We start from the raw sequence: 22713 nt of genomic DNA on the forward strand, positions 1-22713 counted from the left end.
CCTTATTTTCTAGCCAGTAAAATTTCTAAACGAGCACCAACACGTTCGGCTAAATCGGCTAAATCACCTATCCATTCAATAATTTGATATAAAAACATTACATCAATAGGATTTAAGTCATTCTCAATCGCCAATAAGTCGCTACGCAATTTAATTTGCATGCCGTCTGTATCATCTTCTATTTCATCTAATTGGTTAATCATCTTCTCAACCAATGCTACTTCTCGACCACGAAAACCTGTTTCTAATAAGTCGTCTAATTCATTAATCGCGTCAGCTGCTTTTTCTGCGGCTTCAATATTTCGAGCAACATACGCCACAAAAGAATCTTGTAGTGTTTCTGGTATAACCAGTTTGCGTCCTAAAATACGTCCGGCAATATCTTTTGCTTTATTAGCAATTTTATCTTGTTGTGAAAGTAACTCTAACAAATCAGCACGATCTACAGGCATAAATAAGCCACCTGGAAGTTCAAGGCGTATTTCGCGTTTTAATTTGTCTGCGTCGCGTTCATATTTTGAGATTTTACTGCGAAGTTTCCCTGCTTTTGACCAATCTTGTTCAGCACAAGCAGCAAAGAAAGGAGTTAGTTGATTACAACACTTAGTGACCAATCGAATGTGTTTTTCTAATGGTTTAATAGGTGATTTTGCAAAGACACCTAGTATTGAATTTCTAGCCATAATTTATTCCCAGAGCCAAATTGCTCTTTGTTATTATTCGTCGCGGATATTAACCCATTTAACACGATCTTCAAGCGTTTTATCACGATCACCTGACAATTCCTGTGCTTTTAACTAGATATAGCTATGATTTGTCGAAACATAACAGGTATATAGAAAGTTATTTAAACGTAGCGGCTTTTTCAAAATTTACAAAGATTTAATATCTTCAGCTGTTGTGTGGCGAACATCTTTTCCTTTGACAAAATAGATAATGTATTCGCAAATATTTTGACAACGGTCACCAATACGTTCTAAAGCACGAGCTGACCAGATAACACTCATTATTTGTGGGATAGAACGCGGATCTTCCATCATGTAAGTCATTAATTGACGCATTAGCGCCTCGTATTCACGATCAATCTTCTCGTCATTGCCATGAGTTAAAACAGCTGAGTCGACATCCATACGTGTAAAAGCATCAAGAGTTGCTTGTAAAAATTCTAAAACCTTACGACCTAAATTATCTAAATTAAGTAATAGCGCTTTTTGCTCTCCAGAGAAGTTTTCGAGTGCTACCCGAGCAATTTTCTGTGCTTCGTCGCCGATACGCTCTAAATCAGCAATTGTTTTTACAATAGCCATAATTAAACGTAAATCGCCAGCAGCTGGCTGACGCTTAGCTATGATGCGTGTACATTCATCGTCAATACTGACTTCTAAGGCATTAATTTTATAATCGTTCGCTAAGACATTTTTTGCCAAGACTTCATCCGCATCATAAACAGCCGTGAGTGAATCGCTTAATTGTTTTTCAACCAGACCACCCATATGCATGACATGGTTGATGACATTTTCTAAATCTTCGTTAAATTGGCCTGATATATGACGACCAAGATTGATGTTATCCATTGTTTTTCCTTGTTATTCTATATTAAAAGTAGAATATTAATCGTCTCTATTAACCGTAACGGCCAGTAATATAATCTTCAGTTTTCTTTTTTGCCGGCGTGGTAAACAGCGTATTAGTATCGCTGTATTCAATTAAGTCACCCATGTACATAAATGCCGTTTGATCTGAAACACGTGCGGCTTGTTGCATATTATGGGTAACAATGACCACAGTGAACTGCTTTTTTAAGTCATTAATCAATTCTTCAATCGTCAATGTTGAAATAGGGTCAAGTGCCGAAGTAGGTTCATCAAGCAATAAAACTTCTGGCTTAATCGCAATGGCGCGAGCAATCACTAAACGTTGCTGTTGGCCACCAGAAAGTCCCAGTGCACTATCGTGCAAACGGTCTTTTACTTCATTCCATAATGCCGCACTTCGCAGCGCAACTTCTGCGGCTTCATCCAATACACGGCGATTATTTTCGCCCATAATACGTAAACCATAGACAACATTTTCATAAATGCTTTTAGGGAATGGATTAGGTCGTTGAAAAACCATACCTACTTGACGACGCAGCGCTGCAACATCAACATGTTTTCCATAAATATTTTCGCCATGAAGATTAATTTCACCTTCAATCTTACATATATCAACCAAGTCGTTCATACGGTTAATACAACGTAACAACGTAGATTTACCACAACCACTAGGACCAATAAACGCGGTAACTTGTCCTTTAGGAATAGACATGCTGATATTTTGTAGTGCTTGTTTGTCACCATAGTATAGGTTTAAATTTTTAATTTCTAACGCCACTTGTTCCGGCGATAAGTTGTTAAGATCAAGTTTAACTTTTGGATCTAATGTTCTTGGGCTGACTGAAATCATAGTTTTCTCTTTCAATGCTTAAATTTTGTTCGTGACTGTTAAAACTTTTTTACTTTATATTTTGAGCCATTCTTATGTCAGTATATTTAACTAAAATAAGAATGGTATTCTTCAATAAAATTAATGCTCTAACATGCGATATTTTTCTCTTAAACGGTTACGTATGGTAACTGCTGTCATATTCAGTGAGACAATAATTGTCACCAATAAAAATGCGGTTGCAAAAACTAATGGTCTTGCCGCTTCAACATTAGGGCTTTGGAAGCCTACATCATAAATATGAAAACCTAAATGCATAAACTTACGGTCTAAATGTAAATATGGGAAGTTACCATCGAGCGGTAAATTTGGCGCCATTTTTACAACACCAACTAGCATCAGTGGTGCAACTTCACCGGCCGCACGAGCAATCGCTAAAATGATACCCGTCATAATTGCTGGACTAGCAATCGGTAGAATAATACGCCATAACGTTTCTGCTTTGGTTGCACCTAGCGCTAAAGAGCCGTGACGCATAGCTGAAGGAATGCGTGATAGGCCTTCTTCGGTTGAAACAATAACAACCGGTAATGTTAGTATCGCGAGAGTAATCGCAGACCACATAACACCTGGCGTACCAAAAGTTGGACTAGGCAGTGTCTCGGCATAAAACAGTTGATCTAAACTACCACCCACCATGTAAACAAAGAAACCTAAGCCGAACACCCCATAAACGATTGACGGTACACCTGCTAAGTTAATAACAGCGATACGAAGTAGTTTAGTCAGGGCATTTTTACCCGCATATTCATGTAAGTAAATAGCCGCTATAACGCCCATAGGAGAAACAATGACTGTCATCAGTAAAACCATTAAAACAGTACCAAATATTGCAGGAAAAACGCCCCCTTCGGTATTTGCTTCTCGTGGGTCATCAATTAAGAAACTGCCTATTTGCTGAATAAATACCGCAGCTCGGCCAAAAACAGACAGTTTATTGTTATAAGTAACTTTGAGTATTTCTTCAAAATTTATCTCAATAACCTCACCGCCCATAGCGCGTACCACAAGTTGATCACGAGATACTTTGTCACGGATAGCCATTAACTGTTTTTCTAGTACTTGGTAATCAGCGTTATAACGAGCAACTTCTGCATCAATTTCTTGTTCGCGCTCAACGGTTAAGGTCTCATCAAGTTTATGTTTACGCTTTTTAAGCCGTAAGCGTTCTATTTGATAATTGATGGCACCGATATCAACTTTTTGTAATTCGTCCATTTCGTCTTGAAAATTATCAACACGTTCCAGCAACTCAGCCATTTTGTCTAGGCCTTCAGGCTGACCATCTAAGATAATCCCTTCAATGAAGCCATAAAAATTACCATTGGTACGACGTTCAATCACCACAACATCTTCAGGCATGGTGGTTTTGTTAATAAGCGGCATTAACAACCAGCGAAAATCTAGATTAACTAATTCACGGTTACCCGTTTTCACTAAAATTCGCTCAATGGTTTCTTTAGTAGGATCTAAACCTAAATTTAAATGCGATAACTGCTTGCTTGGCAGGCTTTCACGATCGTATATCTCACCAATAACGGTAACTGCTTGGCCTTTTTCATTAACCGTCTCAAATTGATAAATGTCTGCAGGCCAAAAGTAAGATAAACCACGTGAAGCAATTAACCACAATAAACCTAGAACTGAAATTAAACTGATACTTACTCCGCCAGCAGACAACCACACCCACGGAGAACCAGATTTAAACCAACTATTCATAAACTCAGTTCCTTAACTATAACGAGCTGTATTTTTCACGTAAGCGCTGACGTATCAGCTCAGCAAACGTGTTAAAAATAAAGGTGAAAACAAATAAAACAAAAGCAGCTAAAAATAGAATTCGATAATGCGAACTCCCTACCTCGGATTCTGGCATTTCTACAGCAATATTTGCTGCTAAGGTACGCATACCTTGGAAGATACTCCAATCTAAAATTGGGGTATTACCCGTCGCCATCAGCACTATCATGGTTTCGCCTACTGCACGGCCTAAGCCCATCATCACTGCAGAAAAAATACCTGGACTAGCGGTTAACAAAACAACTTTCGCAAGCGTTTGCCATTGTGTAGCCCCCAAAGCGAGTGAACCACTGGTTAAATGTTTAGGTACACTAAATATTGCATCTTCTGCCATAGAAAAAATGGTCGGTATAACGGCAAATCCCATCGCTAAACCAACCACTAATGAATTACGTTGGTCAAAGTCAATACCGAGGTCGTTAGTAATATACTGACGAACATCGCCACCAAAAAACAAGGTTTCAAAGAAAGGAGATAACAAAAATGCACTACCACCGGCAATTAACAAGACAGGAACAAGTATGATCGGCGCCCATGTTTCAGGAATAGTATTTTTCATATCTTTAGGCAGTTTATGCCAAGCAAATGCAGTTACAAAGACTGAAAGCGGTAACATAATTAATAGCATTGCGATTGCTGGCAAATAATTTTCGATTATTGGCGCTAACCATAAACCCGCCAAGAACCCTAAGATAACTGTTGGCAATGCTTCCATTAACTCAATTGTTGGCTTAACTTTTCGGCGCATACCAGGGGTCATAAAGTAAGCGGTGTAAATAGCAGCACTTAACGCAATAGGCACAGCAAATAACATCGCGTACATGGCCGCTTTCATGGTACCAAATGAAATGGGTACTAAAGAAAATTTACCTTCGAAATCATCTGAACCGGAAGTTGACTGCCAAATATACTCGGGCTCTGGGTAACCTTCATACCAAACTTCTTCCCACAAAGCGCTCCAAGTCACTTCGGGATGTTCATTTTCAACGCTGAATATTTTTAGCTGATTTTCGTCAATCACGACTAAACCATCAGCACGAGGAGAAATTGCAAATACGCTAGGTTCGGTAGTTGTTAGTTGACCACGCCATAAATCAGCTTCACTGGTGGTGTAGAAAACCCCCATATTTCCTGAGGTCGTTAAAGTATAGAAACTTTTACGAAATTGTTCGGTATGAATTTGAGTAACAGCTTCTGTATCACTAACGTTAAAGCTACGAACATTTTTAAATTGACGACCATCGTCAGTAGCCACTTCAAACCATTGTGTAACTTTACCCGCACTGCTACCTAATAAGATTGAGCTACTACCAGAAAGTAATGCCATTGCTGTAACATGATGGGGTTTGCTTCTGGTTTGTTCTAAAGAGGGAATAATTGTGGCTTTAAGTTCAACGTCATCTTCATCGGTAAGATCAAAAACAAAGACTTGATCATCACTACGAACAAAAGCTAAGCCCATATCAGGAGTCACTAAGATTTCGTTAACATGATCAGCAGGAAAATCAATTTCTTGATAAATAGTTTCGTAAGCGCTGTCGTAAGTAAAGTCATCTTCAGCAATTAAGCTAGTCTTAATTAAACGCTGGTCTTGTGTAAACGCAACAAAAACCGCTTTTTCATCATTCATACCAAATGAAAGTTCAGTAAGAACTTCGCCACTCTCGTCAACGGCTATCGACTCTTCTCCTAACGGATAGGCAACACTAGGAATAATTTCTCGTGTACCCGAATCAAAATTAGAAAAGAATTTAGCGGCAATAAGCTGCATGTTGCCGTCACTATCAATGAGTAGTTTCTTTTCTACACCAGAATTAACAACATTAATTAAGGTTTTATCATCACTCAATAAGTTTTCACTGAGTACTAACGTACCTTTTTCATTAGCAGCACTTTTGACGAGCTGATAAAAGTTAATATCACCTTGCTGAGTAATTTGAAAAGCGATTTCTTTTAGTTCATCAACACCCGCAGATAACGTGGGTGCCGTGGTACTGATTTCAAATTGACCAACAGGCTCTATTGTTGCCGACTCAAAAATAGGTTTTATCACATAGAGTAAATATAAAAAGATCAGCACCAGTGTAAACAAAACACTTATACCGCCTACTGTTATTAACCATTGTGCTAATGTATTTTTCAACTGACGTGGGCCAGTCGATTTTAATGCAATTGCCACTTAAACACCTTCAATTATGGAGACTTTAGTACGATATGAATTATAAGACAGTTGTATGACACTTTTGTGACAGCCAACAATTAGTTTTATATAAATCACTAAAGAGGTAGTTTTGACTAAAAGATTATTGTTAATTAACAAAGTTTTGTTTATCGTGATGAGCAAAAAAAAATCAAATATTAGGAGAGAATGATGAGCTTAAGTAAAATTATGTCGACAGACTTAATTACCTTAGAACTTGACGATGATTTAAGTAAAGCAAAAGCAATATTTGACCAACACAGCATTCACCATATTTTGATACTTTGTGATAAACAACTTGTCGGGGTGGTCACCGATAGAGATATATACAAGCATTTAAGTCCAACAATTGGCACTAAAAACGAAACGCCCCGTGACCATTCAATGTTACAAAAGAAGCTACACCTCATCATGAACAGAGACCTGACAACAGCCAAAGCAGAAGTCAGTTTAAATGACGCAGTATTAATGTTTCATGACAATCACCTTTCATGTCTGCCGATTGTAAATGATGAAATGCAACCTATTGGTATTATCAGTTGGCGTGATATTTTAAAAGTTATTGCACGACAATACCGTAACAAGTTAGCCACTAATAAATAATGGCTGACATAAAACGACTTATGCTTTATTTTAGTTTAGCGCTTTAACTGAAGAAGCAATTTTAGTGCTGTGCATTATCGTTAATTATCTTTAAAATAGTTATTTATCCTCACAATATTTCATGGGTTATGCTTTAACAAAGGAATAAATATGTACTTTACTATCACCCCTTCTCCTTACGGCAATATCGCATTAACCGCTAATGACCAAGGGCTAACGGCGCTTGCTTTTCAAGATGGCGCTTTACCGCTGATTATTGATGAAAGTGACACAGAGAGCCCTACTCATTTTACCCGAGTGGTTCAACAGCTTGCAGAATATTTTTCTGGTCATCGTACTGTCTTCGACTTGGCACTTGCACCACAAGGTACACCGTTTCAGCAAAAAGTATGGCAAGCATTGCTGACTGTCAAACAAGGTGAGACCAAAAGTTATTTATGGATAGCAAAAAAAATTAATAATGAAAAGGCCGTACGAGCGGTTGGCGCAGCAAACGGAAAAAACCCGATCGCTTTAATTATCCCTTGCCATCGTGTTATAGGTGCCAATGGAAAATTAACAGGTTATGCTGGTGGTTTAGCTTTAAAAGCAAAGTTACTGATGCATGAACAAGCACAGTTCAGCGTTTAATTGCTATTTTACTTAACAAAAAAGCAAAGTAACTCATCGATAAAAAGCAACAATATAGCGTTTAATTAACCTAACATAGAGTTAAGAGGGCTAGCGGTTTAATTTTTGTAAATACCCGAGTTATAAAATAAAAATAAGCTTTAGCCAAATTCAGTTTGACTGATAAGATGCCCACAATGTTTTTATAGAATAAATCAGTTATGAGTATAGATATTTTATTTGTTTTTGCTGTTGCCGTAATATTGTGGATGGCATGGTTATTAGTTAAAGCAAAACGTTTCACTAAATTTAAGCTACAGATAGAAAAAGAGTTAAAGCCAAAAGTTATTGCTGATATTTTAGCCGAATTAGAAGAAAGCAGAAGTGATATTTTTCCAAATAACGAAATTCATCAACAAGCAACGATTTATTATTGGTCGCAGTATAAAGTGCGTATTTTGCAAGCCGCCTTGCAACGAGAAATCATTAGTACGCAGTGGTTAAAAGACACCGGCAACTTACGTAATAGCCAGCATCTTTTTCACGTTGAACAAGAGTACTTAAATTAATTGTTCATTCTAGATTAATCTTGGCGTTTAAATTGAATATCCCAAACGCCATGACCTAAGTTATGACCACGGTTTTCAAATTTCGTTAATGGCCGAGAATCAGGACGTGGCACAAAGTCACCATCGGTGGCTAAGTTTTTATAGCCCGGCGCTGAGTTCATATCTTCAATCATGCATTCTGCGTAATTTTCCCAGTCAGTAGCCATATGAAAAACACCACCCACCTTTAGCTTTTGACGAATAGTTTCGACAAATTCTAACGAAACAATTCGACGTTTATGATGCTTCTTTTTATGCCAAGGATCAGGAAAAAACAATTGCACGGTCGTTAATGAACTATTAGGAATACAGTCAGCAAGCACTTCTATCGCATCGTGTTCAAAAACCTTTAAATTATGAACGCCTTCTTCATCTGCTAATGAAATACAAGCGCCAACACCCGGACGATGCACTTCAACACCAACAAAATTTAGTTCTGGGGCATTTTTTGCCATTTCGACTAAAGATTTACCCATGCCAAAACCAATTTCTAAGATAATAGGATTGCTGTTATTAAATAAGTGAGCAAAATCAATCATTCCATCAAGATGGTTTAAGCCCATTGTTGGCCAAAATTGCTCCAATGCATTCGCTTGTCCTTTTGTTAATCGCCCTTCGCGCTTAACAAAACTACGTACTTTGCGAATATATTTGCCTTCTTTTTCAGCTTCTTCAATGCTTTTGTGGGTGTTTTCAGTTTTATCTACCATATATTTCTTCAATATAATCCAAGTTTTATTCTAAATAAATGCGCTTTAAACAAAGCAGCCAAAATTTTCAGAGTCTGCACTTATTGTACATAAGTAATGGCACTGAAAAATGCTGACAATGCCGGGTAAAGTTCATTTATGATGAATAAAGTTATTCAGCCCACCAAACATCGTAAAGATCACTAACAGCTACTGCTGTAGCGCCATTTTCATTCAACCAAGATTCTACAGCGGTACGATGTTCATCGGTACACTTACCGATATTTTGAGTACAAACGATACCATGCCATAAAACATCGCCTTCACCGCCAAAACCTAAACCATTAGGTTGAATAACTTCATTAAAAAAGTTATTCAAAAAAGTATCAACCGTATCATTGTCCGTACCGTCAGCTAATTTAAAAGCGACGTCAAAACCTAATTCTTGGTATTCATCAACACGTAATTTTTTACGTAAACGGCGGTTACGGTTTTTAGCATTTAATTTCATTTTAATTCCTTAAATCTTAGCAAGTATATTTCGAGTGATAATCTCGAGATTAATATGGACGAGAGCATAATGGCATTATAAATTTTTGCAATAAAAAATGCACATTTATTCGTGCCCGTTTATTAGGTAAACTAAGTCGCTATGACAAATAAAACTCAAATATCACCGAAATCAGCACAGTTTTTTGCCACGCAAACACTCGACTGGTATCAAGCCCAAGGCAGAAAGCACTTACCTTGGCAGCACAATAAAACCCCATACCGTGTATGGATCTCTGAAATAATGCTGCAACAAACACAGGTAGCAACGGTTATCCCGTACTATCATCGTTTTATGGACAGTTTCCCAACAATTACCGATTTAGCTAATGCCGATGAAGATAACGTTTTACATCACTGGACAGGATTAGGTTATTACGCTCGAGCTCGTAATTTACATAAAACAGCAAAAATAATTACTCAGCAATACCAAGGTACTTTTCCTGAGGACATTGAACAAGTTATTGCTCTACCGGGTATTGGTCGTTCAACGGCTGGTGCAATTTTAAGTTTGGCATTGAATAAGCATCACGCTATTTTAGATGGTAATGTAAAACGGGTATTAGCTCGTTGTTATATGGTTGAAGGCCATAATGGTCAGAGTAAGTATGAAAAATCGTTATGGCCGATTGCTGAGGTATTAACGCCCAAAGAAGGTGTTGCGGAGTTTAATCAAGCGATGATGGATCTAGGCGCACTTATTTGTACTCGCAGTAAACCTAAATGTGAGCTGTGCCCGTTAAGTGACACTTGTTTAGCTTTTTCACTGAATGAACAAAGTAGTTACCCACAAAAAAAACCAAAGAAAACCATTCCAGAAAAACAAACTATTATGGTGATACCTCGTATTAACCAGCAAGTATTATTAGAGAAACGTCCTCCAAGTGGCATATGGGGAGGTTTATGGTGTTTTTTAGAGGTCCAGCACGAAGAAGAGATTGCCGCATTATTAGCGAAGCTCCACTTGAAACAAACGTCCGTTGTACCCTTAGTAAAATTTCGCCATACCTTTAGTCACTTTCATTTAGATATATCGCCAGTAGTGATTGATTGTGAACAATTACCAGCAAAAGAAATCAACGAAAACAACCAACAACAGTGGTACAATTTAGCCACAACTGCATCGGTTGGCTTAGCAGCATCAACTCAAAAATTGATCAGCTTATTAAAGCCATGATATTTATATATCGATACCACTTTAAGATACAGATGAATATTAAAGTGGTAAAAGTATAAATGCACAGACCAACTTACAACCTAGAACAAGAGAATTAACTTATGAGCCGTATTATATTTTGCCAAAATTTAAAAAAAGACGCTGAAGGACTAGGATTTCAACTTTATCCTGGAGAAGTCGGTAAACGTATTTTTGATAATATCAGTCAAGAAGCATTTAAAAACTGGCAACAAAAACAAACCATGCTTATTAATGAGAAAAAAATGAACATGATGGAGCCAAATGACCGTGCTTTTTTAGAAACGGCTATGGTTGCTTATCTTTTTGAAGGAAAAGAACCTGAAATTGAAGGTTACGTTCCACCGAAAAAGTAAGGGTTCAACAACTTTTTTTATTGATAATTTTGATTAAATGGTGATTTTACGCTGACTATTCCGCCAATAAGCAGAAAAAACAAGCAAACAAACATTTATTTAAAAAAAAGGGTTGACGAACAAATCGAAAAACAGTTTAATACGCCCCGTCTTCAAGGCAAAGCCGAAAAGACAGCAGATTAGACACTGCCTCGATAGCTCAGTCGGTAGAGCAGAGGATTGAAAATCCTCGTGTCCCTGGTTCGATTCCGGGTCGAGGCACCATCTATTCAACCTATTTGAATATTTGTTGCTTACTTTTTTAATATAGAAATAGTGTAGAAACATTTGTTCGGTGCCAAGATAAATAGTTCAATAGAATAAATTTATCGCACACATCTTTGTGTGCCGACTTAGCTCAGTTGGTAGAGCAACTGACTTGTAATCAGTAGGTCGCCAGTTCGACTCCGGCAGTCGGCACCATCCATTCCGAAAGGAAGGAACGAAACCTTAACAGCAATGTTAAGGTTTTTTTTCGTCTTAAGAAAAGTAAAACCACCTACTGATAAACTCAGTCACTCTTAACATGCAGCAGTTCAACTCCGGCAGTCAGCAACCTTTCTTCCATTCCTTCTCAAGAAAAGCAAAACCACCTACTGATATGGTAAAAAGTACCTGTAATCTTATTTTTTCCTGTAATTCATCAATCACTAGCTATGTTCGATTGTGTAAAATTAGGCTACCCTGTTAACAGTTGTGACCATAAATAGACGGTCGACTCACGGTCATCAGCGATTAATAGCAATTAACATATTTTCTACTTGAGTTAAAAAGTAGCTATGGCAAGGGAGCCTAAGTGCGATTTCTTAAATTTATCTTAATTGCTGTTATCACCTTACTGATTATTTTCACTATCACTTACAGTGCTAGAGTTTCAGTTATCAATTACCTTGTAAAAACACAATTCAATTCAGACAAAATAGCGTTGACTTGCCTAAATGTAAGCCTTACCAGTAATATGGCCATTAGGGTCAACAAGGCATGCTTACAGACCCCAAAGGCTAACATTCAAATTGTCGGTATGATAATACAATGGCAACTATCCCCTAGCCTTAATATAACTGATATTGATATAAGGTTGGCAGAGATTAAAGGTACAGATCATTTATTCTCCAAAAAAGATGATGCTCTCTTAAACAAAGAGCAAGAAAATCAAAACTTAAGCCAATTGCTTTCAACAAGCTTACAAACTTATGCACAACAAATTAAGCAGTTTAATTTACCGGCAAAAATAAATGTCACTAAACTTTCCTATTCACCGTTTACGCTTAGCAATAAAACTGAGACAAAATATATTGCTAATTTATCGACACTAGCTAATAACTTGTCTTTTACACTAACAACATCCGAAAGCCTAGTGTTTATTGAGGCTAAGCTAACCCAAGAGAAAGAAGGTTTTTCCATTGCGATCTCAAGTAAATTAAGTTTACTAAAAAGCTTTTTAAGCGCCCATCGATTACCTATTACCGCAGCATTAACAGACAACTTAACGGCTAGCGAAATCTCAGGTGATTTCAACACACAGATGAAATATCAAGCGAGCTCTATTAGCTTGAAAAATCAAATAAGCAATATCTCGATAATTTCTGAAAACGGCATAGGCAATAGCGGCCCGTTTAAACTATTAGGTGCGCTGAACTTCGATAGTCAATTTGATTTAATCGCCAAAGAAACGACTAATGAAATTTCCGCTAAAGACAAGATAACAGTCGCATTAACCTTTGTTGGAAAAAATGAAATATCAGTGGAATATAGTCAGCCACAGTTGTTAGCGAAGTTAACCCAAGCCGGGCTATCGCCAACAATGATGTCAATACTTGAAGAGAATCCATTAACGCACGTAACCATAAAACCGCAAGGCGATGCACGATTAACACTGAACGATAGTAAGGGCTACCTTAGTCATCTTGAAATAAGCGCCTTTAGCGGTGCACGACCTCACCAAGTAAAATTTGATAATATTACTTTTGACTTACCTACCCCACAAATACCTTATGCATTAGCAGTAGAGCGTTTTGTTATTGATAGTCAGCTGAAGCTGGTTAACATAGCAAAATACACTCCTGCGCCTGTTGCTTTACACTTAATTGGCTCACTAAATAAAACCGAGCAAACAACAACGATTAATTTAACAGCAGACTCTTCAATCACCTTAAATAATATCGTGGTGCTTAAACAGATGACTGAGGACAAAAATAATAATCAAACGCACAATAAAATCACCACAAAAACGTCAACTGCACAAAAACCTCAAGCACTGTTAAGCCTAAAAAAATTAACAACAAAATTAACGGGTAGCGTAGCGCTGTTAGAGGACAACAATCTAAACATTAAACTAAAAGTCGATAATCACGTTTCACAGCTGAATATTCCTAAAAAACTAAAGATAACTTCGTTTAATATTTTTAGTGAACTCAACGGCAACTTTGACGATATTCAGCTTAATGCTCAAGCCAGTGCTGACGGAGTGAAGCTAGGCAACATTGTTTTGACTGGCCCAGTCAAGTCACCTAATCTAGTTATCGCCGCCAAAAAATTACAACTCACTGACTTATTATCGTTAAATATCCAATTGCCGACTGAAGTTGAATTGATTGATGGCCTATTAGATTACAATATTTTTGGTCAAATAAATGCTTTAAACAATATTGAAAACACCCCCTTTAACGTTTCGGTGGCAATTACCTCACTCAGTGGTGAAATCAATGGCATTTGGTTGCAAGAGCTCAATTGGCAACAACATTTTTCCTTACTTGCTGGAAAAATAACGACTCAGCCCAATGCTAAAGAAAACCTAACCGTTGAATTAATTGAAACTGTGACTCCTATTTCAAAGCTATCAATTAACACCAACTGGACATTCGATAAAAGCTTTCAGCTTTCAGCCAACAAACTTAAGGCGAATGTTTTAGGGGGCAGCTTCTTTATTCCAAATATACAATGGCCGGTCGAACATGGGCATTCAGTTAATGTTCAGCTTAGTAGTATAGACTTAGAGCAAGTATTAGCATTAGATGAAAAACAAGGTATTGTTGTAACGGGTAATATATCAGGTCAACTTCCCGTTACTTTTGATGGTGATAAATATATTATTGAAAAAGGTGAACTGCACAATATTAGCAACGGACTGATACAGGTCATTGATAACCCAGCCGTAGAAGAGCTTAAAGCAAACAACAGTCAACTAAAACTGGCGTTTGATGCACTGCAAAACTTGCATTATCATCAGCTTTCCTCCGCAGTTACTATGGCAGACGACGGTTACATGCAGTTAAATACGGTAATAAAAGGTCGAAATCCAGATATTGATAACGATGTTAATTTAAATTTGAATTTGAGTTACGACTTGCTTGGCTTACTTGAATCATTATCAATAACACAACGTTTTGAAGAAAGCCTTATCAAAGGTTTACAAAAAAAGAAGGAGTAAGTATGAGTAAAATACTAATCGTGCTATTCACTGTTTTCATTATCAGTGCTTGTACACATAAGATAGAAGTTAGTGCAAAAGAACCGATCACCATTAATTTAAATTTGAAAATTGATCATGAAATAAAGGTGAAGGTAGATAAACAACTAGACGACATATTTAGTGCTGAAAGCGACATATTTTAGGGGAACGCCATGAAAAATTTAACAAAGAAATTCATAAAAAAAATAAGCTGCGCTCTATTGCTCTCTACTATAGCCTTTTCCGCTTGGGCTATTTCACTCGACGATGCAAAACAACAAGGTTTAGTTGGTGAAATGTCTAATGGTTACTTAGGTCTTATTATTGATAGCCCAGACGCGAAGAGCCTAGTCACCAGTGTTAACGAAAAGCGCAAAAATATTTATATGAATTTAGCGCGCACCAATAAAATCACCATGCAACAAGTCACCGCTTTAGCAGGTAAAAAAGCTTATGATAAAACACAACCAGGCCACTTTATCCAAAATAGCGCGGGGCAATGGGTTAAAAAATAAAGAGTGATAACTGCACCTAAAGCAAGTAGCACGAGAGCAGATAGCGAACAGCTCTAAGTTTTTATTTTATAGGTTTTTGGGGCGGTAGCTATCAAAAAAATGCTGCTACTGATGGCATTTAAGAATAGCCTTCTATAGAAAGCAACGAAACCTTAACAACAATGTTAAGGTTTCGTTCCGATATAAAAAGTAAAAAAAACAACATAGACACTCACTTTAATTCAAAAAAACATAGATATTTTAATAACTGATCTTCTGTCGTCAGTCATATCGATTTTTAGTCATATGAAAGTGTACTAAAACAGTTTTTCAACTGTATCTTCCTTAAATCATCGATATTTCGACAATTTTCGTCCACAGGAAAAACCTGATTAGCAATCTGAAAATATTTTATGGATTAACTATTTAAGAAAATAGTTGGTTGCAATGACTCAAGTTTTGTCGTCGCTTTAACTGTTGATGCTCACAGTAGTCACTCAGTGCAACTTCATGACCAATGGCACCATGGAACTGGGTATTAAATTCAGTGGTGATTACCAACCAATTTTCAGCGGATATATTTAATCGATTGAGTATTGCAGGTTGGCTTTTTTCTATGAAACCACATGTACCTTCTCTAATGCATCGACCTGTTAACTCAATTAATTTAAGATAATCTTTGAGTTCAAAAGGTAAACCTTTTGGCATACCCTTTGTTGGATTGCCAATAAAGGGTAATAGCGTGCTGGGCTGTTTGCTTTTTGCTGCCTGTTCACATCGAAGTTTGACACTGGTATGTTCTGAATTTTCTGGTGTTTCTGCGGCATTAGCTCGAATAGGATTTAAGTCAACATATGCCATACAAGATGCAAGGGCAGCTTCGTCTAATAGCGCTTGTGATTTAAATCTACCTTCCCAAAATCTACCTGTGCAGTTATCTTCTTGATTAGCGGCCCTAGCAATACCCTCATTAATATAACCCATAAACCAACTAATTTTCATCAGACGTTTTCGATAAACCTCAGCGGTTGACTTAACTATATCAAGTAATGGCTTTGCTAAGACTTCACCCTGACAATATTGCTTGGTCAGTAAAGTGCCTTTGTATAAAGTATGCCAACGTTCAAGAACTTCTATCATGCTCCATTGCTTAGCTTTTGCTTCATCAATAAATACTACTACATGATAATGGTTACTCATTACAGCATAAGCACAGACATCGATAGCGAATACTTGCGTAAGAAAATGAAGTTTGTCTTCTATCCAGCCTCGACGGTGTTCATAGCTTTGGCCTGAATATTTATCTTCACCACATAAGAAAGCCCGTCGAACACAACGAGCTACACAATGATAATAAGGGGTGTCTTCTAAACTAATTTGTTGCTTCCTTGGCGTTGCCATCATTCATCCTAAATAACATAGCTACCTTATTTTAGCTTAGTGCAAAGACTGTTATTGTTCAATTTTAAGTGGATTTCAATCTTAAGTGAGTGTCTGCTTAGATCTTGCTTAGATCTATTAACTTAGGTCTCAATTTTAAGTGAGTGTCTGCTTAAGTATTTTAGCTTAGGTCTTTTTTAAGTGAGTGTCCGCTTAGATCTTTTTAAGTGAGTGTCTGCTTAGGTATTTTGGTTTGTATCTTTGTTCTGATTTTTTTTAATATGCTTGTATAAGTTGATTTTTTGGTATACAAATCACAATAATCGTCTTTTTGCACTCTACGATGAGAGAAAAGTATGATTAATACCAAAATTAATTAGGAATTTAAATGGAAGCAAATAGCGTTACCGTCCGTCATTTAACGTTGCAAGATATGACAGAGCTTCGCAAGGCGAGTGAATCAGTTTACCTTAATAAAGAATTAGCAACGTGGAATGAACCCACGGTTAAAGCCTTATTAACTAAATTTCCAGATGGGCAAATCTGTGTAGTTGTTGATGGCATTGTTGTCGGTTGTGCCTTCTCATTAATAATTGAATATGCTGATTTTGGTGATGAACATACTTATTCTGAAATCACTAGCAATATGACCTTTGATAATCATGATCCTAAAGGCGACTCTTTATATGGAATAGAGGTCTTTATCCACCCTGATTATCGCGGTTTACGATTGGCTAGACGCTTGTATGATGCTCGTAAAGAACTTTGTGAAAACTTGAATTTACGCGCTATTGTAGCCGGTGGTCGTATGCCAAACTATGCGCAACATTCAGATAAAATGAGCGCTAAACAGTATATTGAAAAAGTAAAAATCAAAGAATTATATGATCCGGTATTAAGCTTTCAACTCGCCAATGATTTTTATGTCCGCAAGTTACTAACCGGTTACTTATCGGGCGATAGGGAATCAATGGAGTATGCCACGTTACTTGAATGGCCAAATATCTTTTATACTAAATCGGTAAAACTTATCAATGCGCCGCGCTCAGAGGTTCGTTTAGGTTTAGTGCAATGGCAAATGCGTTCAATGAAAAGTATTGATGATTTATTTGAACAAATGGAATTTTATGTCGATGCCGTATCCGATTATAAAAGTGATTTTGTGCTGTTTCCTGAATTGTTCAATGCACCTTTGATGGCAGAATTTAACCATTTACGTTTAACAGAGAGTATTCGCAGACTATCGGAATATACCGAACAAATTCGTGATAAATTTATCGAGTTTGCGATAAGTTACAATATTAATATTATTACCGGTAGCATGCCGTTTTTTGTTGATGGCAATCTTTATAACTCAGGCTTTTTGTGTCGTCGTGATGGTTCATGGGAACGTTATGATAAAATTCATTTAACGCCAGCAGAAGTGCGTAGTTGGTCTATGGTGGGTGGTAAAAACCTCAAGGTGTTTGATACTGACTGTGGCAAAATTGGTATCATGATTTGTTATGATGTTGAATTTCCAGAGTACTCTAGAATACTTGCCGACCAAGGGATGAATATCTTGTTTGTGCCGTTCTTAACAGACACCCAGAATGGCTACACACGTGTGCGTCACTGTGCGATGGCAAGAGCGATTGAAAATGAATGTTATGTTGCTATAGCTGGTGCGGTAGGTAATTTGCCAAAAGTAAATAATATGGATATTCAATATGCCCAATCTGCGGTATTTACGCCGTCTGATTTTGCTTTTCCAACAACGGGCATCAAAGCAGAGGCAACACCTAACTCAGAAATGACTGTTATTGTAGACGTAAATCTAGATTTATTGAAACAGTTACATAGTCATGGCGCTGTACATACCATGCGTGATAGACGCCATGATTTATACAGTATTACCCAACATAAAAAAGATTAGTTGGTCATTTTTATAAGTAATTAAATATATTTACCTGCTAATAATCTGCGAGGTTAACGCACTAATATTGAATATCATAATCAGTGCACTAGCCCCGCAAATTAATTCCCCCCTATCAATTAGTGCACTAATTCAGGTCTCAAGTTGAATTATCACCAGCACTCATCAATAATAATTGTTACCTATCATTATTTTTTTTGTTGGACATTAAGCGGCTGTTAAATTCTAATTCGCCCTAATTACCCATGAAGAATTGCCATTCTATTATTAAGTAGAATAAGTAAAGGAAAATCAATGAACAAAGATAATCTTGCTCACGCTCGCGCACACTATAACGTACGTCACTGGAGTCAGGGCTATTTCGGTATTAATGATGCTGGAAATGTATATGTCGCGCCAAAATTTGAGCGTCAGGATCACACAGTAGATTTAATCAATATCGCTAAAATGATTGAAGATAAAGGCTTAACACTGCCTGCATTAGTGCGTTTCCCGCAAATAATTCATCATCGCATTCACAGTCTATGTGAAGCTTTTAATAAGGCGATAGAAGACTATGATTACCAGGAAAAATATTTATTAGTTTATCCTATTAAAGTCAATCAACAGCGCGAAGTTGTTGATGAAATTTTGGCGAGCCAAAATAATAAAGAATCCACACAACTTGGCCTCGAAGCAGGCAGTAAAGCAGAATTATTAGCTGTTTTAGCTATGGCTCAAAAGGTTTCATCGGTTATTGTTTGTAACGGCTATAAAGACCGAGAATATGTGCGCTTAGCATTAATTGGCGAAAAGTTAGGTCATAAAGTTCATATCGTTTTAGAAAAAATGTCTGAATTAGAAATGATTTTAACCGAAGCAAAGAAACTCAATGTTGAACCTCGTTTAGGGATCCGTGTTCGTTTAGCCTCTCAAGGCAAAGGTAAATGGCAAGCCAGTGGCGGTGAAAAATCAAAGTTTGGTTTGTCAGCTTCGCAAGTACTTAACGTTGTAAAAGTCCTTAAAGCAGAAAACATGCTTGACGCCTTAAAACTTGTTCATTTTCACTTAGGCTCACAAATAGCCAATATAAGAGATGTAAGATTAGGTGTTAGTGAAGCGGCGCGTTTTTATTGCGAGCTGCGCAATCTAGGCGCAGGTATTTTATGCATGGATGTTGGTGGCGGCTTGGCCATTGACTATGATGGTACTCGAAGCCAATCTCATAACTCAATGAACTACAGTGTTGCTGAGTACGCTAATAACATCGTCCATACTATTGGTGATATTTGTAAAAGTTATCATCAACCTATGCCAATGATTATTTCGGAATCAGGCAGAGCGTTAACCGCACATCATGCGGTACTTATTTCTAATGTTATTGGCACTGAGTCTTACGAACCAGAAAATATCATAGCGCCTACGCCTGATGAATCTATTTTATTAAGTAATATGTGGCGTTCGTTAGCGCAACTAAATGATCGTAATGATGATCGTGCCTTAATTGAAATTTATCATGACACCCAAAGTGATTTAGCTGAAGTACACAACCAGTTTTCGATGGGGTTATTAAATTTAACCCAACGCGCTTGGGCTGAACAAATTAATTTACGTGTTTGTTATGAATTAAATCAATTAATGGATGGTAAAAATCGTTTTCATCGCCCAATAATGGATGATTTAACAGAGAAACTTGCTGATAAATTTTTTGTTAATTTTTCTTTATTTCAATCATTACCCGATGCATGGGGAATTGATCAGGTTTTTCCTGTTTTACCTTTAAGTAACTTAGAGAAATCACATGAAAAACGAGCGGTATTATTAGATATTACTTGTGATTCCGATGGCACTATTGACCATTATGTTGACGGACAAGGTATTGAAAGCACATTACCGGTGCCAGCATGGACAGAAGATGAGCCTTATTTACTTGGCTTTTTCTTAGTGGGTGCTTATCAAGAAATTTTGGGTGATATGCATAATTTATTCGGTGACACTCACAGTGCTGTGGTCTTCATCAATGACGACGGTGAAGCAGAAATCACTGAAATTAATGAAGGTGATACGGTAGAAGATATGCTGAATTATGTGCATTTAGATGCCGAATTATTCAAAAAAACCTATGCCGAGCTTATCGATGCTAGATTATCAAAAAGCGAAGGTGAAGAAATTTTTAAAGAGTTAGTTGATGGCTTACAAGGCTACACCTACCTTGAAGATTTGTAGAGATTAAGCACAATGAAAAATATTTTCAATCAAGTTGATGAGTCAATTTACTCAAATGCAATGACGTTCTTACGTCAGCCTTTAGTGCAAAATCCCATTGAGTCGGCTGCTGATATTGTTGTTTTAGGCTTACCCTATGACATGGCTACCACCGGGCGCTCAGGCGCTCGAATGGGCCCCACTGCGATTAGGCAAGCTTCAATTAATTTGGCTTGGGAAGGTAAGCGATTTCCTTGGCCTTTTAGCTTATTAAAACACTGTAAAATTATTGATGCTGGCGACTTGGTTTTTTCTCCTGGAGACTCTGCACATTTTTGTACGCAAGTTGAAACGGCTGTAGGTCAGTTACTTGATGCAGACAAAACCATTTTATCGCTAGGCGGCGATCATTTTGTTACGTTGCCGATACTGCGTGCTTATGCGAAAAAATTTGGCACTATGGCACTGATACATTTCGATGCGCATACTGATACTTATTGCAATGGTAGCTGTTATGACCATGGCACTATGTTTTATCATGCGCCTAAAGAAAATCTCATAGATAAAGATAAATCTATTCAGGTCGGTATTCGCACCAATTACAAAGAGCAAGACCATGGTTTTTCTGTCATTAATGCCATGCAAGCTAATGATATGAGTGTCAGTGAGATCACCGCATTAATTAAAGCTAGAGTTGGCGATACACCAACTTACTTAACCTTTGATATTGATTGTTTAGATCCCGCCTTTGCTCCTGGTACAGGTACGCCAGTATGTGGTGGTTTAACCACAGATAAAGTGTTGAAGATATTGAGAGGTTTAGTGGGTATTAATCTGATTGGCATGGACGTAGTGGAAGTCGCTCCTTCTTATGATCACAGTGAAGTTACTGCATTAGCCGCTGCAACAATAGCGTTAGAGTTGGCACATATTTGGACCGCTAAGCATAAGCTTGTATAACAAAGCAGGTCAGTTATTTTCACTCAATAACTTACCTGCTGACTAACTTAAAACCCACATTAAAAAAGTAAATATTAACAATAAAAATTGGCGAGTTAACTCGCCAAACTTTTCAACTCTTGAACAAGAAACAAAACAATCTCAATACCAATTAACACGATAATAATCCATTCTAAAAATGATGAATGTTGATGCTTTTGTTCAGCCGCTAACATTTCAAATAGTTCATGAATGGTCGAGAGCTTTTTAGATAATAATTCCACGCGTTGATGAATATCCATATAACGCGCCATACGTTCGTAAGTCGCTTCATATTCAGGGTATTCCCAAATAAAATCTGGGGTATCAAGTAATCCATAATGTAAAATAATATCGCTTTTAGTACTCAGTAGCGTACCTCTAATTTTAGCGATTTCTTTTTGGCTAATTGATATTTTACCTAATTTAGCCAATTCTTCAGGAATATGAGAATAATCCATTATTTTATTTTGCGCTTGAAGTTCAAATTCCATCAACTTGTTAGATTGCGCTAACGCATGGCTTATCGCCAGACGTGTCAACGGATCGTTATCAGGTAGTACTATGGTATCTTTTTTAATGATCAGTTCATTAGAAAAAGTAAAGCGTAAATGTTCTTCAATATTTTCAATGTAAGGGGTGTTATCACTCTTAAGTCGGTTGATTAATACTTGACGTTCACCTGCGGCTACCGCCCAAAAAACCACTACACCATAGTCAAATATCCAATACTCTCCCGTTGCCACGATTATTTGTACAGCGTCTCTATAACGAGTACCGCCTTCAAAAAAGCGTTTATCTATATTCGATTTTTCTGATAAAAAATTATCGCCAAAATTATAAACTGATAATTTATCGTCGCTAAAAATGACTTCATTACCTGCCATTAAGTTACTCATGATTGCTCTTATAAGTGGTTGTCTGATTTTTATTCGATTTAAAATGCATTAAAAAATTTAGTCACTAGTGATCAACAAAAAAGTTTTATTAATGAACACTAACTAAATTTGCTAGATTCTGCGCTATTAATAGAAATACTCAATATCAATTTTTTAATCAGTCTGATAAAAAAATTGATATCGTTTAGTTGTTTATCGGCGCATATAATAGCGATAAAACTTGCTCTATTTGAGTTAATATTTTTAGCTTTAAAAATAAAATAGGGCTTAAACTCACCTT

20 protein-coding genes and 2 tRNA genes are annotated in these 22713 nt (G+C 37.1%); 13 read left to right on the forward strand and 9 right to left on the reverse strand.

All coding sequences use genetic code 11. The features are described 5' to 3' along the window. Positions 1-2: 2 nt before the first annotated feature. The 5 genes from H4J70_RS04700 to H4J70_RS04720 form a co-directional block, all read right to left on the reverse strand. Entirely contained in the window at positions 3-683 is a 681-nt protein-coding gene (locus H4J70_RS04700) for a TIGR00153 family protein (protein ID WP_182221086.1), read from the reverse strand. Between the two features lie 189 nt (positions 684-872). Continuing rightward, positions 873-1574, reverse strand: coding sequence for a phosphate signaling complex protein PhoU (gene phoU / locus H4J70_RS04705; protein WP_182176185.1), 702 nt, complete (start codon positions 1572-1574; stop codon positions 873-875). A 49-nt stretch (positions 1575-1623) separates the two neighbouring features. After that, positions 1624-2445 carry a phosphate ABC transporter ATP-binding protein PstB gene (gene pstB, locus H4J70_RS04710; protein ID WP_070374673.1) on the reverse strand — a complete coding sequence of 274 codons (822 nt, stop codon included), beginning with the start codon at positions 2443-2445 and terminating at the stop codon, positions 1624-1626. Between the two features lie 120 nt (positions 2446-2565). Beyond that, positions 2566-4203, reverse strand: a complete 1638-nt coding sequence (gene pstA, locus H4J70_RS04715) for a phosphate ABC transporter permease PstA (protein ID WP_182213470.1) — start codon at positions 4201-4203, stop codon at positions 2566-2568. A 16-nt stretch (positions 4204-4219) separates the two neighbouring features. Continuing rightward, on the reverse strand, positions 4220-6463 hold the full coding sequence (locus H4J70_RS04720) for an ABC transporter permease subunit (protein ID WP_310733584.1): 2244 nt from the start codon (positions 6461-6463) through the stop codon (positions 4220-4222). A gap of 192 nt (positions 6464-6655) precedes the next feature. Between H4J70_RS04720 and H4J70_RS04725 the strand changes: the two genes are divergently transcribed. The 3 genes from H4J70_RS04725 (at position 6656) to H4J70_RS04735 (ending at position 8265) form a co-directional block, all read left to right on the forward strand. Continuing rightward, complete coding sequence (locus H4J70_RS04725; RefSeq protein WP_182213469.1) at positions 6656-7087, forward strand: CBS domain-containing protein; 432 nt, start codon at positions 6656-6658, stop codon at positions 7085-7087. Between the two features lie 150 nt (positions 7088-7237). Further along, positions 7238-7717 (forward strand): methylated-DNA--[protein]-cysteine S-methyltransferase, encoded by a 480-nt coding sequence (locus H4J70_RS04730; protein ID WP_182250700.1) that lies wholly within the window; start codon positions 7238-7240, stop codon positions 7715-7717. A gap of 200 nt (positions 7718-7917) precedes the next feature. Continuing rightward, entirely contained in the window at positions 7918-8265 is a 348-nt protein-coding gene (locus tag H4J70_RS04735) for a hypothetical protein (protein WP_220465200.1), read from the forward strand. Positions 8266-8279: 14 nt separating this feature from the next. On the opposite strand, the gene trmB is transcribed toward H4J70_RS04735, so the two are convergent. Both trmB and H4J70_RS04745 read right to left on the reverse strand, forming a co-directional pair. Next, a complete protein-coding gene (gene trmB / locus H4J70_RS04740; protein ID WP_182213466.1) occupies positions 8280-9014 on the reverse strand; it encodes a tRNA (guanosine(46)-N7)-methyltransferase TrmB in 735 nt (244 codons plus the stop codon). Between the two features lie 151 nt (positions 9015-9165). Beyond that, the gene (locus tag H4J70_RS04745; RefSeq protein WP_182176192.1) at positions 9166-9504 is read right to left on the reverse strand and encodes a 50S ribosome-binding protein YggL; all 339 of its coding nucleotides are present in this window, start codon (positions 9502-9504) and stop codon (positions 9166-9168) included. Between the two features lie 141 nt (positions 9505-9645). Here H4J70_RS04745 and mutY point away from each other — a divergent pair, with 141 nt between their 5' ends. The 7 genes from mutY (at position 9646) to H4J70_RS04780 (ending at position 15098) form a co-directional block, all read left to right on the forward strand. Next, positions 9646-10719, forward strand: coding sequence for an A/G-specific adenine glycosylase (gene mutY / locus H4J70_RS04750; RefSeq protein WP_182250701.1), 1074 nt, complete (start codon positions 9646-9648; stop codon positions 10717-10719). 101 nt (positions 10720-10820) lie between these two features. Further along, positions 10821-11093, forward strand: a complete 273-nt coding sequence (locus H4J70_RS04755; protein WP_070374680.1) for an oxidative damage protection protein — start codon at positions 10821-10823, stop codon at positions 11091-11093. Positions 11094-11281: 188 nt separating this feature from the next. Beyond that, a tRNA-Phe gene (locus H4J70_RS04760) sits at positions 11282-11357 on the forward strand. A 122-nt stretch (positions 11358-11479) separates the two neighbouring features. Next, positions 11480-11555: transfer RNA gene (locus H4J70_RS04765), tRNA-Thr, on the forward strand. A 373-nt stretch (positions 11556-11928) separates the two neighbouring features. Next, entirely contained in the window at positions 11929-14562 is a 2634-nt protein-coding gene (locus tag H4J70_RS20870; RefSeq protein WP_182250702.1) for a YdbH domain-containing protein, read from the forward strand. A gap of 2 nt (positions 14563-14564) precedes the next feature. Continuing rightward, a complete protein-coding gene (locus tag H4J70_RS04775; RefSeq protein WP_182213460.1) occupies positions 14565-14747 on the forward strand; it encodes a YnbE family lipoprotein in 183 nt (60 codons plus the stop codon). A 9-nt stretch (positions 14748-14756) separates the two neighbouring features. Then, a complete protein-coding gene (locus H4J70_RS04780; RefSeq protein ID WP_182250703.1) occupies positions 14757-15098 on the forward strand; it encodes a YdbL family protein in 342 nt (113 codons plus the stop codon). A gap of 405 nt (positions 15099-15503) precedes the next feature. On the opposite strand, the gene H4J70_RS04785 is transcribed toward H4J70_RS04780, so the two are convergent. Next, positions 15504-16478: a transposase gene (locus H4J70_RS04785; RefSeq protein ID WP_182250704.1), complete on the reverse strand. Its 975-nt coding sequence runs from the start codon at positions 16476-16478 to the stop codon at positions 15504-15506. 367 nt (positions 16479-16845) lie between these two features. Here H4J70_RS04785 and H4J70_RS04790 point away from each other — a divergent pair, with 367 nt between their 5' ends. The 3 genes from H4J70_RS04790 to speB all read left to right on the forward strand — a co-directional run bounded on the left by H4J70_RS04790 (position 16846) and on the right by speB (position 21516). Next, positions 16846-18372 (forward strand): carbon-nitrogen hydrolase family protein, encoded by a 1527-nt coding sequence (locus tag H4J70_RS04790; protein WP_182213456.1) that lies wholly within the window; start codon positions 16846-16848, stop codon positions 18370-18372. Positions 18373-18666: 294 nt separating this feature from the next. After that, complete coding sequence (speA, locus tag H4J70_RS04795; RefSeq protein ID WP_182213454.1) at positions 18667-20577, forward strand: biosynthetic arginine decarboxylase; 1911 nt, start codon at positions 18667-18669, stop codon at positions 20575-20577. Positions 20578-20589: 12 nt separating this feature from the next. After that, on the forward strand, positions 20590-21516 hold the full coding sequence (gene speB / locus H4J70_RS04800) for an agmatinase (RefSeq protein ID WP_182221093.1): 927 nt from the start codon (positions 20590-20592) through the stop codon (positions 21514-21516). A 95-nt stretch (positions 21517-21611) separates the two neighbouring features. Here the strand turns inward: speB and H4J70_RS04805 are convergent, their stop codons facing one another. Beyond that, a complete protein-coding gene (locus H4J70_RS04805) occupies positions 21612-22433 on the reverse strand; it encodes an RMD1 family protein (RefSeq protein WP_259366312.1) in 822 nt (273 codons plus the stop codon). Positions 22434-22713: the final 280 nt, after the last annotated feature.

The sequence above is a fragment of the Colwellia sp. BRX8-9 genome (assembly GCF_014077245.1).
Lineage (GTDB): Bacteria > Pseudomonadota > Gammaproteobacteria > Enterobacterales > Alteromonadaceae > Colwellia_A.